This is a genomic window from Nocardiopsis sp. NPDC058789 (genome assembly GCF_042745575.1).
In the GTDB taxonomy this organism is placed as follows: domain Bacteria; phylum Actinomycetota; class Actinomycetes; order Streptosporangiales; family Streptosporangiaceae; genus Nocardiopsis; species Nocardiopsis eucommiae.
In genome coordinates this window covers 1-14682 of record NZ_JBHYOW010000031.1, presented here as the reverse complement: position 1 = coordinate 14682, position 14682 = coordinate 1, and the positions used below count along the sequence as shown (strand labels likewise).

General features: G+C 70.6%; 12 protein-coding genes and 1 pseudogene. 8 read left to right on the top strand and 5 right to left on the bottom strand.

Annotation, left to right across the window (positions count from 1 at the left end):
• Positions 1-252 precede the first annotated feature (252 nt).
• Both ACFW3L_RS26070 and ACFW3L_RS26065 read left to right on the top strand, forming a co-directional pair.
• Positions 253-480, top strand: coding sequence for an SHOCT domain-containing protein (locus ACFW3L_RS26070; RefSeq protein ID WP_378748423.1), 228 nt, complete (start codon positions 253-255; stop codon positions 478-480).
• 276 nt (positions 481-756) lie between these two features.
• The gene (locus tag ACFW3L_RS26065) at positions 757-2424 is read left to right on the top strand and encodes an ABC-F family ATP-binding cassette domain-containing protein (protein ID WP_378748419.1); all 1668 of its coding nucleotides are present in this window, start codon (positions 757-759) and stop codon (positions 2422-2424) included.
• A gap of 25 nt (positions 2425-2449) precedes the next feature.
• Here ACFW3L_RS26065 and ACFW3L_RS26060 read toward each other — a convergent pair whose 3' ends face one another.
• From ACFW3L_RS26060 to ACFW3L_RS26050, 3 genes are read right to left on the bottom strand one after another with little or no spacing between them, the layout of a single operon-like run.
• Complete coding sequence (locus tag ACFW3L_RS26060) at positions 2450-2848, bottom strand: VOC family protein (RefSeq protein WP_378748413.1); 399 nt, start codon at positions 2846-2848, stop codon at positions 2450-2452.
• Complete coding sequence (locus ACFW3L_RS26055) at positions 2841-3728, bottom strand: helix-turn-helix domain-containing protein (RefSeq protein WP_378748408.1); 888 nt, start codon at positions 3726-3728, stop codon at positions 2841-2843. The genes ACFW3L_RS26060 and ACFW3L_RS26055 overlap by 8 nt, the downstream gene beginning before the upstream one ends.
• A gap of 9 nt (positions 3729-3737) precedes the next feature.
• Entirely contained in the window at positions 3738-5156 is a 1419-nt protein-coding gene (locus tag ACFW3L_RS26050) for a sugar porter family MFS transporter (RefSeq protein ID WP_378748402.1), read from the bottom strand.
• A 352-nt stretch (positions 5157-5508) separates the two neighbouring features.
• Here ACFW3L_RS26050 and ACFW3L_RS26045 point away from each other — a divergent pair, with 352 nt between their 5' ends.
• From ACFW3L_RS26045 to nrfD, 6 genes are all read left to right on the top strand, one after another.
• A complete protein-coding gene (locus ACFW3L_RS26045) occupies positions 5509-6060 on the top strand; it encodes a TetR/AcrR family transcriptional regulator (protein ID WP_378748373.1) in 552 nt (183 codons plus the stop codon).
• 45 nt (positions 6061-6105) lie between these two features.
• Positions 6106-6732 carry a hypothetical protein gene (locus tag ACFW3L_RS26040; protein ID WP_378748369.1) on the top strand — a complete coding sequence of 209 codons (627 nt, stop codon included), beginning with the start codon at positions 6106-6108 and terminating at the stop codon, positions 6730-6732.
• A gap of 358 nt (positions 6733-7090) precedes the next feature.
• Entirely contained in the window at positions 7091-7246 is a 156-nt protein-coding gene (locus ACFW3L_RS26035) for a hypothetical protein (protein WP_378748364.1), read from the top strand.
• A 56-nt stretch (positions 7247-7302) separates the two neighbouring features.
• Positions 7303-10557 carry a formate dehydrogenase gene (gene fdh / locus ACFW3L_RS26030; RefSeq protein WP_378748360.1) on the top strand — a complete coding sequence of 1085 codons (3255 nt, stop codon included), beginning with the start codon at positions 7303-7305 and terminating at the stop codon, positions 10555-10557.
• Positions 10557-11483, top strand: a complete 927-nt coding sequence (locus ACFW3L_RS26025; protein WP_352388077.1) for a 4Fe-4S dicluster domain-containing protein — start codon at positions 10557-10559, stop codon at positions 11481-11483. Before fdh ends, ACFW3L_RS26025 begins: the two co-directional genes overlap by 1 nt.
• Entirely contained in the window at positions 11480-12547 is a 1068-nt protein-coding gene (gene nrfD, locus ACFW3L_RS26020; RefSeq protein WP_378748352.1) for an NrfD/PsrC family molybdoenzyme membrane anchor subunit, read from the top strand. The genes ACFW3L_RS26025 and nrfD overlap by 4 nt, the downstream gene beginning before the upstream one ends.
• Positions 12548-12695: 148 nt before the next feature.
• Here the strand turns inward: nrfD and ACFW3L_RS26015 are convergent, their stop codons facing one another.
• Positions 12696-14504, bottom strand: coding sequence for a thiamine pyrophosphate-requiring protein (locus tag ACFW3L_RS26015; RefSeq protein ID WP_378748348.1), 1809 nt, complete (start codon positions 14502-14504; stop codon positions 12696-12698).
• Between the two features lie 62 nt (positions 14505-14566).
• Positions 14567-14682: pseudogene (locus tag ACFW3L_RS26010) on the bottom strand (cation transport regulator ChaB); the annotation flags it as partial.

Sequence of the window (14682 nt, the reverse complement as noted above, 5' to 3'; positions counted from 1 at the left end):
GAGCTGGGGTTATCCTTTCTCCGAGTGGCTCTCTTCAGACTCCAAGCAGCTCAGTTTGCTGCTTTGGTGTAGGAGTCGTGGTTGTCCACGAGGAGAACGCGCATCCCGCCCTTTCCGGACCGGCCATCGGGTCGCGATGTCCCAGGTTACGGCGTTCTGGGCGGTTCTCGGATCTCCGGGTCCCTGGTGGCGGCGCCGGGCAGGCGGTAGACAGGGAGGACCGCTCCGCCCACTGTCGAAGGTAGGGACGCCGTGAGCGTCTTCATCGCGGGAGTCGTGATCGTGGTCCTGCTGGGCCTGGCCTTCTTCTTCGTGCTCACCGTCACCGAGGCCGGTCAGCTGCTGAGAGGGCGCCGTGCCGGACCGGCGGTCGAACCGGGGCGGGACGCGGCCACGCAGGAGCTGCGCCTGCGCTACGCCCGGGGCGAGATCAGCCGCGAGGAGTACCTCCAGCGCAAGATCGACCTGGAGGAGTTCTGAGAGCCACCTCACAGGGAAAAGACGCTTGACGGCCGCGGGGCCGTGGGTAAAGTACTCCACGTCCTGTTGTCTACGATCGAGGTGGACGTTGCGCATCTGAGGTTCGCGATCATCACGCGGTACGGAGCCGGTATCCGGTCTGTCCGACGCGTGCATGGAACCTCGGTGTAGGAGCCGTCCCTGTCGACCAGGACTCCCCCACCCCTCCCGGCGCAACGCCGCGTGGTGCTCGCACACGAAGCCCTTTCCACACCGCTTCTGACTGCGAGAACACCCATGTCAAAGACCAGCACCACCACGAGTGCCGCCGTCGCCTGCTCCGACCTGGCCTTCCAGTGGAAGGACGGCACCGTCGTGTTCGACGGCCTGTCCCTCACCCTCGGCCGGGGCCGCACCGGACTGGTCGGCACCAACGGCGCTGGCAAGTCCACCCTGCTCCGGCTCCTGGCCGGTCGGCTGCGCCCCGGACGCGGTTCGGTGACGATCGGCGGAAGCCTCGCCTACCTGCCGCAGAACGTCACGCTCGACACCGGGATGCGGGTCGACCAGGCCATGGGGATCGACGCCAAGCGCGCCGCCCTGCACGCCATCGAGGCCGGGGACGCCTCCGAACGGCACTTCGAGACGGTCGGTGACGACTGGGACATCGAGGAGCGCACCCTGGCGACCCTGGGCTCGCTCGGGCTGGGCGGGATCGGCCTCGACCGCAGCGTCGGCCAGCTCTCCGGAGGCGAGACCGTCCTGCTGCGCCTGGCCACGGTCCTGATGGAGCGCCCCGACGTGCTCCTGCTCGACGAACCCACCAACAACCTCGACCTCTTCGCCCGGCGCAGGCTCTACGAGACCGTGGAGACCTGGCGGTCCGGTTCCCTGGTGGTGGTCAGCCACGACCTGGAACTCCTGGAACGGGTGGACCGGATCGCCGAACTGCGCACCGGCTCGGTGACCATCCACGGCGGCGGCTGGACCGCCTACCAGGAGGCGCTGGCCGTCCAGCAGGAGGCCGCCGAACGGACCCTGCGCGCGGCCGACGCCGACGTGCGCCGACAGAAGCGGGAACTGGAGGAGACCCAGATCAAACTGGCCCGACGCCAGCGCACCGCGAAGAAGGCGGCCATCGACGGAGGGATCCCGAAGATCGTCCAGGGCGCGCTCAAACGGGCCGCCCAGGAGTCCGCGGGCAAGCTGCGAGGCACCCACGAGGACCGGCTCGACGAGGCGCGCGAACGCCGTGAGGAGGCGGCCGACGCGGTGCGTGACGACGCCGAGATCCGTGTGGAGCTCCCCCGCACCGAGGTGCCCAACGGACGCGACGTGCTGAGCCTGAGCGGGGTGCGCCCCCGGTTCGGGCGCCTGGTCTCGGGCGACCTGCTGGTGCGCGGTCCGGAACGGATCGCGCTGGTGGGACGCAACGGCGCGGGCAAGACCACGCTGCTGCGCGCCGTCGCCGGACTGGACACCCCTGCGGAGGGTGAGATCTCGCTGTCCGTGCCGGTACGGTTCCTGCCGCAGCGGTTGGACGTGCTGGACGATTCCCGGAGCGTCGCGGAGAACGTCTCCGACGCGGCCCCGGGGGTCAGCGCACAGCACATCCGCGCCCAGCTGGCGCGGTTCCTGTTCAAGGGGAACCGGGCCGCGCAGGTCGCGGGGACGCTGTCCGGGGGCGAGCGCTTCCGGGCCGCCCTGGCGGCCACCATGCTGGCCTCCCCGGCCCCGCAGCTGCTGATGCTGGACGAGCCCACCAACAACCTGGACCTGTCCAGCGTGCGGCAGTTGACCGGGGCCCTGGAGGCCTACCAGGGGGCGTTGCTGGTCGCCAGCCACGACCTGCGCTTCCTGGAGTCCATCGGGATCACCCGGTGGCTGCTGCTCGACGAGGAACTGCGGGAGACCACCGCCGAGGAGGTGCGCGCGCTGTTCACCGGCGCACCCGAGGAGCGGTGATCCCCGCCGCCCGCGCGTCCGCTCCTCAGGGGGCGGGCGCGCCCGGGTAGGTGCCGAACGACCAGAGGTTGCCCTCCGGGTCGCGCACTCCGAACTCGCGGGAACCGTAGTCGGTGTCGGAGAGCGGCCGGGTGATCTCCGCGCCCCGTGCGGTCACCCGCTCGTACAGGGCGTCCGGGTCGGTGGTCACCACGTAGGTCCCCGCCGTCCCGGGCTCGCGTGACCACGTGCCTCCGGGCTTGTGCGTGCCGAGCATGAGGCCTCCGCTGCCCTCGGGCCACAGCAGTTCGGCGTGGGCCACGGTGTCGCCGTCGTCGTGGCGCGCCGTGAGGACGAAGCCGAAGGTCTGCGTGTAGAAGTCGATCAGACCGGGTGCGTCCACGGCCTGGAGCGTGCTCCAGACGGTGGGGTTCGTGTTACTCATGGTGTCCATTCTTCGCGGCGGTGTGCGCCCCGTCTTGGATGTTTCGGAACTCCTCGGCCACCCAGGCCCCCGGGGAGAGCCCGGTGAAGCGGACGAACTCCCTGTTCAGGTGCGCCTGGTCGCCGTACCCCGCCTCGGGGGCCACCTCCGCGAACCGGGCCCGGCCGCGACGGCGCACGTTCTCCGTGATCAGGGCGCGTGCGTGCCCGAAACGCATCAGCGTCGCCACGGTCTTGGGCGAGCGTCCGACCTCACGTCGGAAGAGGGTGCCCAGGTGGCGCGCGCTCAGCCCGACCTCGCGGGCGAGCTCCCCCACCGGGAAGCGTCCCCGGCTGCGCACCAGCAGTTCCCACGCCTGTCCGACCTCGTCTCGTACCGCCTGGCGGTCGTGCTCGCGGTGACGATCCACGAGGTAGCGGCTGACCAGCGTGAACGCGGTCTCCCAGTCGGGTGCCCCGGCCAGGCGCTCGTGCAGCTCGGTGGCGGAGCGCCCCAGCAGGGCCGTGCCGTCGAAGCCGTTCGAGGCGGCCACCGCCAGTTCCGATCCCGGGACGCCGAAGAGAGCCCGGGAGGCGAGTGGGTGCACCGCGACCTGGATCCCGGTCTGTCCCGGTCGTTGGAGCACGTGGGTCGCGTGGGTGTGGAGCCCGCCCAGCAGCACCGGGTTGGGGCGGGCGTCGGCCAGCCGGTCCGGGGCGTCGGCGGCCTCGACCCCCTCGTCCAGGCCGAGGATGAGGGTCAGGGACGCCGACGGCAGACCGAGGTGGACGGTCGCGGGATCGTCGCGGTTCCGGTAGCCGACCATCGCGGCCACCCCGGGGGCCCTGTCGGGGGCCGCCACCGCGAAGTCCCCGGTGCGGTCCCCTTCCCTGCCGTCCACCTCTCCAGCCTAACCGCGCATCTCCTCCAGGGTCTTGCCCTTGGTCTCCTGAACGAATTTGAGCACGAAGAAGAACGACAGCAGGGCGAAGCCCGCGTAGATCGAGTACGAGCCGGGCAGGCTCCAGTCCCGCAGGCTCGGGAAGCTCACGGTGATCAGCCAGTTGGCCAGCCACTGGGTGGCGGTGGCCACGCCCATGGCGGCGGCGCGGATCCGCAGCGGGAACATCTCCCCCAGCAGCACCCACACGACCGCGCCCCAGGACAGGGCGAAGAACAGCACGAAGGAGCTGGCCGAGACCAGCGCCACCACGCCCCACACGAACGGGAGGGTGACCTCCTCGCCGGATCCGGTGGCGTGGCCGAACGCGAAGGCGGCCAGGCCCAGCGCCACGGTCATGCCCGCGGATCCCGCCAGGAGCAGGGGCTTGCGGCCGACCCGGTCCACCAGCATGATCGCGATCACCGTGCCCACGATGTTCACCAGCGAGGTGAACAGGCTCAGCAGCAGCGAGTCGGTCTCGGCCACGCCGACCGACTGCCACAGTGAACTGGAGTAGTAGAAGATGACGTTGATGCCCACCAGCTGCTGGAAGGCGGAGACCGCCATACCGATCCAGACGATGGGCAGCAGGCCGTACTTCCCGGTCAGGTCCCGCAGCCGGGGCCGCACCTCCGAGCCCAGGGCCTCCTTGATCTCCCCGATCCTCCGGTCGATCCGGGCCGTCCCGCCCCCCTCGACATCGCTCAGGATGGACCGGGCCCGGTCCACGCGTCCCACCCGCACGAGGTAGCGGGGCGACTCCGGGATGACCAGGCTCAACCCGAGGTAGACCAGGGCGGGCAGCGCCTCCACGGCCAGCATCCACTGCCATGCCTGCACCGGTCCGAGCATGTTGTGCGCGCTGCCGTCCGCCTCCTGCGCGATCGCGTAGTTCACCAGCTGGGAGCAGGCGATCCCCAGCACGATGGCGAGCTGTTGCAGGGAGGCCAGGCGACCCCGGTAGGCGGCGGGCGAGACCTCCGCGATGTAGGTCGGTGCGATCACCGAGGCCATACCGATCGCCACGCCGCCGATGACGCGCCAGAAGGTGAGGTCCCAGATCGAGAACGGCAGGGCCGAACCGATCGCGCTCACCGCGAACAGGACACCGGCGATCTGCATGGCCCTGATGCGGCCGAGCCGGTCCGCGAGGTTGCCCGCCGTGGCCGCGCCCACCACACAGCCCAGCAGGGCGGAGGCGACGGTGAACCCCAGGAGTCCGGCGCCCACGTCGAACTTCTGCTGGATCGCGTCAACCGCGCCGTTGATGACCGCGCTGTCGTAGCCGAACAGGAAACCACCCATCGCGGCGGCCGCCGCGATCATGGTCACGTGGGCCAGGTGGGATTCCCCCGACCCCGACGACGATGCTCCGGTATCGCTCACTTCTGCCTCTTCCCAGGTCACTGGCGTACATGGGTAGTGCGCCAGTGCACCACAGTGACAGATCGTCGTGTCCCGGTCCCGGAGCGCAACGCGACCCGGGGGCGCGCCAGGCGTTCGACCGCACCGGAACGCCCCCACGAGCCGTCGCCACTCCCCCATCTCATCCGGGCGAGCACGCCCCGGAGGGCGTCGCCGCTATCCAGAAAGGGACTCGGCGGATGGTCAAGGAGATCTCGGAGGACCTCGGCAGCTACCGGTTCTTCTCCGCTACCGCAACGCTCCCGCGTAGTCTGTTGTGACCATATCGGTCACAAGCTGACCGATATGGTCACACATGCGGTAGGGTCTCCCCATGGTGAAACCGACCAGTGAACAGATCGACGCTCAGATCGTGGACCGGGCGGCGGGCCTCTTCGCCCGCCACGGCTTCGAGAACACGTCAGTCCAACAGATCGCTGACGCGACCGGATACTCCAAGGCCGGGATCCTTCGCCGCTTCGCCACCAAGGACGCGCTCCACGAGGCGGCCATCACCGCGATAAGCCGGGCGGTGACCGCCGTCACCGCCGAGGTGGCGACCCTCCCCGCGGGCGAAGAGCGGGACCGGGGCCTGGTGGCCGGGTTCGTGGACCTCACGTTCCAGTGGCCAGGCGTGAGCGCGCTGTCCCTGGGCCTGATCGACATCGATCCGAACGACGCCCCCGCGGAGCTCCTCGCCTGCGGGGAAGCCGTCACGCGCGCCTTCGGGGTCGACTGGTCCTCCTCCGACGAGGAACGCCAGATCCGGGTGATCAGCTCTGCGGCCGTACTCACACACGCCTGCCTGACCGCCGTGCGCGTCGGCCGTGAACGGGAATGGCGACCCACCATCATCGCCACAGCCCTCGATGCCCTCGGCCACTGAACGGCGTCGCCACTCGGCCGCCGAACCAGAAGGGAGAACGACCGGATGCGCCTCTTTCGCGGTTTCCTGAACATCCTCAGAGAGCACTGGAGAACCTACGTCCTTCTCAATATCGCCGTCTACGGCCTGTTGGGAGCGACGATGGCCCTGACAGCCCTCTTCGGGTTACAGGAGAGGGGACTCGAACGCGCCCAAGCCTTCGTGGACCTGCCCGGACCCGGGGACTTCGTGGTCACCGCCTACGTGAACGGCGACTTCGTGTCGGCGGCCCTGGGGACGTTCATCTTCAATCTCGCCTTCGCCGCCCTGCTCACGACGACGATTCCCTCGCTCGTCATTCCTTTCTTCGGGGTCGCCGCCACGGTCTACCGAGCCATGGAAATCGGCATGTGGCTCACTCCGGCATCCGGGGACGCCGCCATCGCCCTCCTCCCCCACGCCCCCGTCCTGATCATCGAATTCCAGGCCTACATCCTGGCGACGCTCGGGACGGTCATTCTCTGGAGATCGACCTTCGGGTACCAGAGACTCGAACTGCCGTCCAGGCGGGCGGGGTACCGGGCGGGCCTCGGCGCCAACCTGCGCCTCTATCCCGTCATCGTCCTGGTGCTCTTCGTCGTCGCCGTCTTCGAGGCCTGGGAGGTCATCCACCTCATGCCGCTCCTCCACTGACCCGACCGGAACGCTCGAACTCGCGGAGTCGTGGGGAGGAGTGGACCGCGCAGGGGTTCACATCCCCGGTGGGCACGCGCGTGGGTCCCGGGTCGAAGCAGCGCCTGTGGACGCCCATCTCGTGCGTGCGGGAGCGCTGGTCGGGAGCTCGTCACTCGTCCGAGTTCACGGAGCTTCGTAGGAAGCGCCCCGGATTCGCATTTCCCCCCACAGTGTCTGCGCAAACCCTCTCAAGGAGAAAGTCGTCCCCCCTGCACGCGCGGACCAGGGCAAAGGATGGTGCTCTGTGGCGGCGGGCAGGTGTGCGGCTCTCGTCGGTCGGGCAGGGCGGTCGAGGAGGGAGCACGGGGGAACCACCATGGACGACCGTCCGCGCAGACGGGAGAAGCCGAGGGGGCGGACCGACACGGTCGGGACCGCGCCCTCCTTCGTGCGCTTCGCCCGCGACGGGCCCTCGTCCCGCTCCACCGGCGAGACCCCCACTCGGATCGGCGGAGAGACCCAGGCCAGCTGACGTCAGCGGAGGAACGGGCCGGGCGGTGCCACGCCACCGGGTCGGGGAGGAGTTCCATGAGCGTGTGGGAATGGCTCGGATCGTGGCCGGTACTGAGACAGGTCACCGGAGAGGACCGGAGGGGACTCGGGGCGGCCGCCAGGTCGGAGCGCACCGAGCGGCTCCGCCCGCGCACCGCCGAGGCGGACCGGGTCGTCAAGTCGGTCTGCCCGTACTGCGCGGTGGGGTGTGGGCAGAACGTGTACGTCCGTGACGAGCAGGTCATCCAGATCGAGGGCGACCCCGACTCCCCCATCAGCCGGGGACGCCTGTGCCCCAAGGGTTCGGCGAGCCTCCAGCTCACCACGGGACCGTCCCGGCGGGACCGGGTCCTGTACCGACGCCCCCATGGCACGGACTGGGAGGAGTTGGACCTGGACACGGCCATGCGGATGGTGGCCGACCGGGTCGTGGACACGCGGGAGCGGACCTGGCAGGAGGAGTGCGAGGGCCGACGTGTGGCGCGCACGCTCGGCATCGCGAGCCTGGGTGGGGCGACCCTCGACAACGAGGAGAACTACCTGATCAAGAAGCTCCTCACCTCGCTCGGGGTGATCCAGGTGGAGAACCAGGCACGGGTCTGCCACAGCTCGACCGTCGCCGGGCTGGGGACCTCCTTCGGGCGCGGCGGGGCCACCATGTTCCTCCAGGACCTCCAGAACTCCGACTGCATCGTGATCGAGGGTTCCAACTTCGCCGAGGCGCACCCGGTCGGGTTCCAGTGGGTGATGGAGGCCAAGGCGCGCGGAGCCGTCGTCATCCACGTCGACCCCCGGTTCAGTCGGACCAGCGCCCTGGCCGACCTGCACGTGCCGATCCGCGCGGGCACCGACATCGCCTTCCTGGGCGCCGTCATCAACCACGTGCTGTCGGAGGGGAAGTACTTCCACGACTACGTCCTGGAGTACACGAACGCCGCGACCATCGTGGGCGAGGCGTTCCGGGACACCGAGGACCTGGACGGGGTGTTCTCCGGGTTCTCCGAGAAGGAACGCTCCTACGACGTCTCCACCTGGACCTACGAGGGCGCGACGGTGGCCGCGGCGGCGGGCGACCGCAACCAGCTCCCCCGTACGCGCGGGGGCGTCACGGGCGACACCAGCCGCTCGGGCCGCCCGGAGCAGCAGGGCTCGGGCGGCGCGGTGATCCGGGAGCGCCCCGAGGAGGACCGCACGCTCACGGATCCCAGGTGCGTGTTCCAGGTCCTCAGGCGCCACTACTCCCGGTACACGCCCGAGATGGTCGAGGAGGTGTGCGGGATCCCGAGGGACGTGTTCCTGCGGGTGTGCGACCACCTCACCGAGAACTCCGGGCCGGAGCGCACCAGCGCCTTCTGCTACGCGGTCGGCTGGACGCAGCACACTGTGGGTTCGCAGTACATCCGTACGGCGTCGATCCTCCAGCTGCTGCTGGGCAACGTCGGTCGGCCCGGTGGAGGGATCCAGGCGCTGCGTGGCCACGCCAGCATCCAGGGCTCCAGCGACGTGCCCACGCTGTTCGACCTGCTGCCGGGTTACCTGCCCATGCCGCACGCCCATGAGGAACAGGACCTGGAGGGGTACGTGCTGGCGGCCGGGTATCCGCGCAAGGGGTTCTGGTCGGACATGCGGTCCTACACGGTGAGCCTGCTCAAGGCGTGGTTCGGTGAGCACGCCACGGCCGACAACGACTTCTGCTTCGGGCACCTCCCCCGGCTGACCGGGTCGCACAGCACGTACGACACCGTGATGGCGCAGATGGAGGGTGTGTGCAAGGGCTACTTCCTCATGGGCGAGAACCCGGCGGTGGGGTCGGCCAACAGCCGGGCGCAGCGATTCGGCATGGCCGAGCTGGACTGGTTGGTGGTCCGGGACTTCTCGCTGATCGAGAGCGCCACCTGGTGGAAGGACGGCCCGGAGATCGAGTCCGGGGAGATGCGCACCGAGGACATCGGCACGGAGGTCTTCTTCTTCCCGGCGGCCGCGCACACGGAGAAGTCGGGCACGTTCACCAACACCAACCGGACCCTCCAGTGGCACGACCGCGCGGTCGAACCCAGCGGTGACCGGCGTAGTGACCTGTGGTTCATGTACCACCTGGGGAGACTGGTCCGGGAGCGCCTCTCCGGGTCGGGCGATCCCAAGGACCAGCCGGTCCTCGAACTCACCTGGGACTACCCGTTGGAGCCGGACGGGGAGCCCAGCGCGGAGGCGGTGCTGCGTGAGATCAACGGGCACGACGCGCGGGGCCGTCCGCTGGACGGGTACACCCGGCTGAGGGACGACGGGTCCACCAGCTGCGGCTGCTGGATCTACTGCGGGGTCTTCGCGGACGGGGTCAACCAGGCCGCGCGCAAGAAGCCGGGCGACGAGCAGGACTGGATCGCCGCCGAGTGGGCCTGGGCGTGGCCGGACAACCGGCGCGTCCTGTACAACCGGGCCTCGGCCGACCCCCGGGGCCGCCCGTGGAGCGAGCGCAAGGCCCTGGTGTGGTGGGACGAGGAAGCGGGGCACTGGACGGGGTTCGACGTCGCCGACTTCGAACACGACAAGGCGCCCGGCTACCGGCCCTCCGAGGACGCGACCGGCGTCGAGGCCCTGAGCGGGGTGGACCCGTTCATCATGCAGGCGGACGGCAAGGGGTGGCTCTACGCTCCGGCAGGTCTGCACGACGGTCCGATGCCCACGCACTACGAACCGCAGGACACCCCGTTCGGCAACCCGCTCTACCGGCAGCAGCGCAACCCGACCCGTCTGCTCTTCCAGCACGAGCTCAACCGCTACCACCCGCCCCCGGGCACCCCCGGGGCCGGGGTGTTCCCGTACGTGGTGACGACCTACCGGCTCACCGAGCACTTCACCGCCGGGGGCATGAGCCGGTGGACGCCCTACCTGTCCGAGCTCCAACCGGAGTTCTTCTGCGAGGTGGGACCGGAGCTGGCGGCCGAACGGGAACTGGAGCACGGCGGCTGGGCGACCGTCGTGACGGCGCGCAACGCCATCGAGGCCAGAGTGCTGGTCACCGACCGCATGAGGCCGTTGCGCGTCCAGGGGCGCCTCGTCCACCAGATCGGCATGCCCTACCACTGGGGGCCCAACGGGTACTCCACGGGTGACTCGGCCAACGAGCTGATGTCCATGGCGCTGGACCCCAACGTGCACATCCAGGAAGTGAAGGCGCTGACCGCCGACATCCTTCCGGGGCGGCGTCCCCGGGGCCCGGAGCGCGTGGCCCTGGTGGAGGAGTACCGGCGCAGGGCGGGCGTCACCGAGCGGACCGGAACGGAGGACTGATGACCGAGGACGAACGGCCCTCACGCAAGGGGTTCTTCACCGACACGAGCGTGTGCATCGGGTGCAAGGCATGCGAGGTCGCGTGCAAGGAGTGGAACATGGTCCCGGAGGACGGGCTGAACTTCCTGGCCTCGTCCTTCGACAACAGCGGGCGTCTGAGCGCCGACACCTGGCGCCACGTGGCCTTCGTCGAGCAGCGCGTACCGCTCGGGTACCAGGAGTCCGGCGTGGGCAGGCCCGGGGGCGGCGACGGAGCCCCCGGAGCGGCCGCGGGCCCCGGGACGGTCGACCTCGGCATGCCCTCGTTCGACCTCCCGGGGCAGCGCAAGGGCGAGGACGGCGACGGAACGGGCCGGGGCGAGTTCCGGTGGCTGATGTCGTCCGACGTGTGCAAGCACTGCACGAGCGCGGCCTGCCTGGACGTGTGTCCCACGGGGTCGCTCTTCCGTACGGAGTTCGACACCGTGGTGGTGCAGGAGGACATCTGCAACGGTTGCGGGTACTGCGTGTCCGCCTGCCCGTACGGAGTGATCGACCGTCGGGAGGTCGACGGCCGGGCCTGGAAGTGCACGCTCTGCTACGACCGGATCGGTGACGGTCTGGAGCCCGCGTGTGCGAAGGCGTGCCCCACCGACTCCATCCAGTTCGGTGACCTGGACGAGCTGCGGGAGCGGGCCCAGCGGCGGGTGGAGGACCTCCAGGACGCGGGGGTGTCCTCCGCGCGGCTGTACGGCGAGGACCCCGAGGACGGCGTGGGCGGTGCCGGTGCCTTCTTCCTGCTGCTGGACGAGCCCGAGGTGTACGGTCTCCCACCCGACCCGGTGGTGACCACCCGCGACCTGCCGTCGATGTGGCGGCACGCGGGTTCGGCGGCCGTGGTCCTGCTCGCGGGTGGGCTCGCGGCGTTCGCGGGGAGGCGGTCATGAGCAATCCCGAACTCGACGGCATGGGGCCGAGCGAACGCGGCCGGGACGCGATCACCGGCGCGGCGGGCGTGGTCTCCGAGGCCCAGCGGACCGAACGTGATCAGGCGCGGGAGGCGGAGCGGCCGTCGGGGCGCCCGGAGGGCCGGCGTCGGCGCGGGGGCGAGCCCACCCGCGTGCCCGACGCCGACTTTCGCTCCTACCACGGAAGGCCGGTGCTCAACGGGGTGGTGTGGGAGGCCCGCGACATCGGCGGCTACCTGTTCCTGGGCGGTCTGGCCGGTGCTTCCTCGGTTCTGGCCGCCGGGGCGGAGGCCACCGGCCGCGCCGACCTGGGGCGTCCCCTCAAGTACACGGCGCTGGTGGCGATCTCCGGGTCGCTGGTGGCCCTCGTCCACGACCTCGGGCGGCCCGAGCGCTTCCTCAACATGCTGCGTGTGTTCAAGCCGACCTCACCGATGAGCATGGGGTCGTGGCTCCTGGCGGGTTACGGCCCCCTGGTCGGGACGGCCGCCGTGACCGCCGCCACCGGCTGGTTCCCGCGGATCGGGTCCGCGGCGACCATGGGCGCGGGGGTCCTTGGGCCGTTGGTCGCCACCTACACGGCACCGCTCATCTGCGACACGGCGGTGCCCTCCTGGCACGAGGGGCACCGGGAGATGCCCTATGTCTTCGCGTCCTCCGCCGTCGCGGCGGCGGGCGGCATGGGACTGGTCACGACACCGACGGAGCACGCCGGCCCGTTCCGCCGGGCGGCCGTGGGCGGAGCGCTGACCGAGCTCGCGGTGTCCACCTGCATGGAGAAGCGGATGGGTCTGGTCGGAGAGCCCTACGGCCGTGGGCTGGCGGGGGCGCTCACGCGTACCGCCAAGGCCCTCACGCTGGCGGGCGCGGTCGGCTCGGTCCTGGGGCGGCGCAACCGGGTCGTGTCGGCGCTGAGCGGAGCCGCGCTGGTGGGAGGCTCGGCGCTGACCCGGCTGGGGATCTTCCAGGCCGGTGTGCAGTCGGCCGAGGACCCGAAGTACACCGTGGTGCCCCAGCGGGAGCGTCTGCGGCAGCGCGCCTGACCCCCGGACGAGTGGTGGGGGCCGGTGCCGGGCGAGGGCTCCGGCCCCCACCCACCGCCGACGTCGGGCACCTTCACCCGTCGCACCCGGTCGCCGAGCCCCCGATGGTCGACGACCAGGTGCGAGGCCCGTGTTCCCGGGGCCGGTGTCAGCGGCTGTGCGGCAGGAACTCCTGGATCTTGGTGGCGAGACCGCGCGCCGCGACCCCCGACACGTCCGGATCCCCGCTCAGGAGCGCCCTGAGCGTGTCGGTGACCTGGTCCCACTCGGTCTGCGGTGGAATCGGCGGCACGTCGGCGTCGCAGTGCACGTCCAGCACCACCGCCCCCTGGGTGGCCAGGGCCCGGTCCCAGGCCGGACCGACGTCCTCGGGCCGGTCCACGGTGATCCCCGTGATCCCCGCCAGCTCGGCGACGTCCGCGTACGACAGGTCCGGCAGGTCCTGCGAGTACGGCGTCCTCGGTGAACCGCCCATCGCCCTCAGTTCCCAGGTGACCTGGTTGAGGTCGTTGTTGTGCAGTACGCACACCACCAGCCGGGGGTCGTCCCACAGGTGCTGGTAGCGGCGGGCCGTCAGCAGTTCCATGAGCCCGTTCATCTGCATGGCCCCGTCACCCACCAGCGCGACGACGGGCCGGTCGGGAGCGGCGAACTTGGCCCCGATGGCATAGGGGACGGCGCACCCCATGGTGGCGAGGGTGCCCGAGACCGATCCCCGGTTGCCCTCACCCAGGTCCAGGAACCGGGCGTACCAGTTGGTGGCCGAACCCGAGTCCACGGTCACCATGGCGTCACCGGGCAGCCGTGAGGAGAGCTCGCTGATGACCCTCATCGGGTTGACCGGGTCGGCGGAGACCTCCGCCTGCGCGTCCAGGACCCGCCGCCAGCGGCGCACGTTGCCCTGGACCTCGGAGCTCCAGCGTTCGCGGCCGTCGCGGACCGTCGCGGGCGGGTCGAGCCGTTCGAGCAGCGCACGCAGCGTGCTCGCGGCGTCTCCGACGAGGTTGACCTCGGTGGGGTAGCGCATCCCGATGAACCGGGGGTCGACGTCGATCTCCACGGCCCGCCGTCCGAACGGTGGCAGGAACTGGGAGTAGGGCAGGTTCGAGCCCACGATGAGCAGGGTGTCGCAGTCGCGCATCAGCTCCCACGAGGGCCGGGTCCCCAACAACCCGATGGCTCCGGTGACGTTCGGCAGGTCGTCGGGGAGCACGTCCTTGCCGAGGAGCGCCTTGGCGATCCCCGCACCGGTCGCGTCGGCCAGGGCCAGGACCTCGTCGGCCGCTCCCCTGGCGCCCTGTCCGACCAGGATCGCCACTCGCTCGCCGGAGTCGATCACCTCGGCGGCGCGGTCCAGTTCGCTGGCGGGCGGCAGCACGGTGCCGCCGTGGACCCGCCGGTCCGGAGCGCTGGACGGCACGTGCTTGAACGCGTGTTCCGGCGGCGTGTAGTCGAGCTCCTGCACGTCGGCGGGGATGATCACGGTGGCCGGCGCACGCTCCGACAGGGCCGAGCGCACGGCGCGGTCCAGCACGTTCGGGAGCTGCTGGGGGACGTTCACCGTCTCCAGGAACGCCGAGGAGACGTCCTTGAACAGGCTGTGGAGGTCGATCTCCTGCTGGTAGGCGCCGCCCATCGCGGTGCGGCTGGCCTGTCCCAGGATCGCCAGGACCGGGACGTGGTCGAGTTTGGCGTCGTAGAGGCCGTTGAGAAGATGCACGGCCCCCGGGCCCCCGGTGGCCATGCACACGCCCAGCCGACCGCCGAACTTGGCGTAGCCGACCGCCTCGAAGGCGGACATCTCCTCGTGCCGGGCCTGGACGAACCGCGGCCCGTCCTCCACCTTCGCCATCTCCGCGACCAGGCCGTTCACGCTGTCCCCGGGGTAGCCGAAAACCTCGGTGACACCCCACTGCGACAGCCGGCGCAACACGTGGTCGGCGACGTTCTGGGCCATCTCCCCTCCTTAGTCGGGTGGGCCCGGCGTCCGGAGGCGCCGGGCGGTACGGTGCCGAGCGGTCAGCGGGAGCGGCTCCGTGAGGATCGTCCGCTCCCCGAGGTGCGCCGGTCGCTCTCCTTGCGCAGCGCTCCGACCAGCTCGTCCTTGGTCATGGTGGAGCGGCCGTGGATGTCGA